Source organism: Acidithiobacillus ferriphilus, assembly GCF_018854775.1.
In the GTDB taxonomy this organism is placed as follows: Bacteria; Pseudomonadota; Gammaproteobacteria; order Acidithiobacillales; family Acidithiobacillaceae; genus Acidithiobacillus; species Acidithiobacillus ferriphilus.
This window is the reverse complement of the sequence record NZ_JAAZTY010000273.1, coordinates 1-2080: the sequence shown is the minus strand read 5'-3', so window position 1 is coordinate 2080 and position 2080 is coordinate 1. Positions and strand designations below refer to the sequence as shown.

Below are 2080 nucleotides of genomic sequence, written 5' to 3'. Positions count from 1 at the left end.
CCCCGCCGATGAAAACTCCCCAGGCCACTGCTATAGCGGGTTGTTGAAGGTGCGGCGCCCAGAAGACCGCCGCTGCGATAATGCTCAGATTCAAAAAGACCGGTGTAAAGGCGGGTACCGTAAAACGTCCGTAGGTGTTCAGCACACCACCAGCCAGTGCCACCAGAGAGATGAAAAAGAGGTAGGGAAAGGTGATGCGCAGCAGCTCTACGGTGAGGTGAAATTTGTCCGGGCTGTCCGCAAAACCGGGGGCGATGGCATAGACAACGGCACTGGCCCCCAGTATCCCCACGATGGTGACGACTGCCAGGGTGAGGGTCAGCCAGCCTGCTACGTCCGCGACAAAGGCTCGGGTTTCCTCGACGGAGCGGGTGGCCCGATACTCCCCCAGCACCGGGACGAATGACTGGGAGAAGGCGCCTTCACCGAAGAGACGTCGGAATAAATTCGGGATACGGAAGGCGACAAAAAACGCATCGGCTATTGCGCCAGCACCGAAGAGCCGCGCCAGAATCACGTCGCGAGCAAAGCCCAACAGGCGTGACAGCATGGTATTGCTGCCTATCTTGAGCACGCTGCGCAGGGGGTGGTGGCTGCTCATGGCGAGGTAATCGTCAGGTGGGGAGGGTTCATCGTTGGATGATGGCACGCGGCTGAGGGTGCGCCAAGAGCACGCGCAGTATGTCGACAAGTAATGTAGCCATTTTATAGGGTGGCCTGGTGTTCCGCGAATGACGAAAAACTCGTTGCGTCTTCTTGGCGGTGGCCACGCACCATAGTCCACCAACTTGGTGGACTATGGGTTTGCGCTATTGTCCAGCAAGGCATTGACGGCTTCGAGATCCGCCATATTGATTTGACCAGAGGCAGCCTTAAGCTGTACCCGCGCTATTATCTGATTATAGAACGCCACATTGTAGTTCTGCTCGGCGCGGATGTAATCCGTGGCCGTCTGCAGCAGGTCGATGATGGAGCGGGTACCCACCTCATAGCCTTTGCGCGTGCCTTCCAGGGAAACTTTGGCCGAGGCGGCGGTTTCCTTGGCGGCGCGTAATTGTGCCACGCTGTCCTTGAGGTTGAGGAAGGCGGTCTGGGTATTGAGCGTGACTTCATCGCGGACACTGGCGACGTGATCAACACTGGCGATGGTCTGCGCCTGCGCCTGTTGTACGGAGGCAGAGGTGTGTCCGCCCTGATAGAAGGGTACGGAGAGGTTGAGACTCACCCCGGCCTGATTCAGGGCCATGCCGGGGAAGGGGCTACCCAGGGAGTGTTGTGCGATACCCTGAAGATTCACCACCGGCCAGCGCGCACGGCGGTTATATTCGACTTGGTCATGCGCGGTTTGCAACTGCGCTTCCGCCTGATGCATCAGCGGTTGATCCTTGACGGCACTCTGTACCCAACGGGTCATATCGTCGGGCTGGGGACCCATGGCCTCGTAATGCCCCAGGTTGTCGAGCACGCCGATGGGATGATGGGTGAGTCGTTGCAGGCGGCGCTGGGCAACAGCGACCCCGTTGCGGGCCTTGATGAGATCGGCTTTGGCGGCATCAAGGCGGGCTTGTGCCTCACGTACGGCAATGATGTCCCCGGTGCCGATTTTCAGGGTGGCGTCGGTCTGTTTGTAAATACTTTCGAGCAGCGATTTCTGTTTTTCGGCGACGTGTTTCTGGGCCTGGGCCTCCAGTACGCCGAAGTAGGCCTGAGCCACCTTCAAAGCCAGTTGTTGCTCGGTATAAGTGAGAGCTGCGGCGCTGGCCTGAATCTCGGTGTCGGCTTGCTTGAGCGCTGTCCATGCCTGACCATCAAAAACGGATTGGGTAATGTTGACGCTATAGTTGTCGGACAGGTAAGCGCGATTGATGGGCCCCGCTCCAAAGCCGGTGATGTCGGCGGTGTTAAAGCCAACACCGGCACCGGCACCCACATGGGGGAGCAGGGCGGAACGGGCGAGAGGCTTGTCCTGCATCTGAGCCGACAGTTCGGCGCGGGCCTGCGCCAGTGTCGGATCTGTCTGGTAGGCCTGCTGATAGGCCTCAACGAGGCTTTCCGCCCCGGCGGGCGTCGCGCCCAGAAT

2 protein-coding genes are annotated in these 2080 nt (G+C 59.4%); both read right to left on the bottom strand.

Annotated elements, in window-relative coordinates:
* On the bottom strand, positions 1-601 hold a 601-nt coding region (murJ, locus tag HF921_RS13180), incomplete at its 3' end, for a murein biosynthesis integral membrane protein MurJ (RefSeq protein ID WP_319025498.1).
* A 195-nt stretch (positions 602-796) separates the two neighbouring features.
* Positions 797-2080, bottom strand: a 1284-nt coding sequence (locus HF921_RS13175; RefSeq protein ID WP_226834636.1) for a TolC family outer membrane protein, incomplete at its 5' end; no start/stop codon positions are given.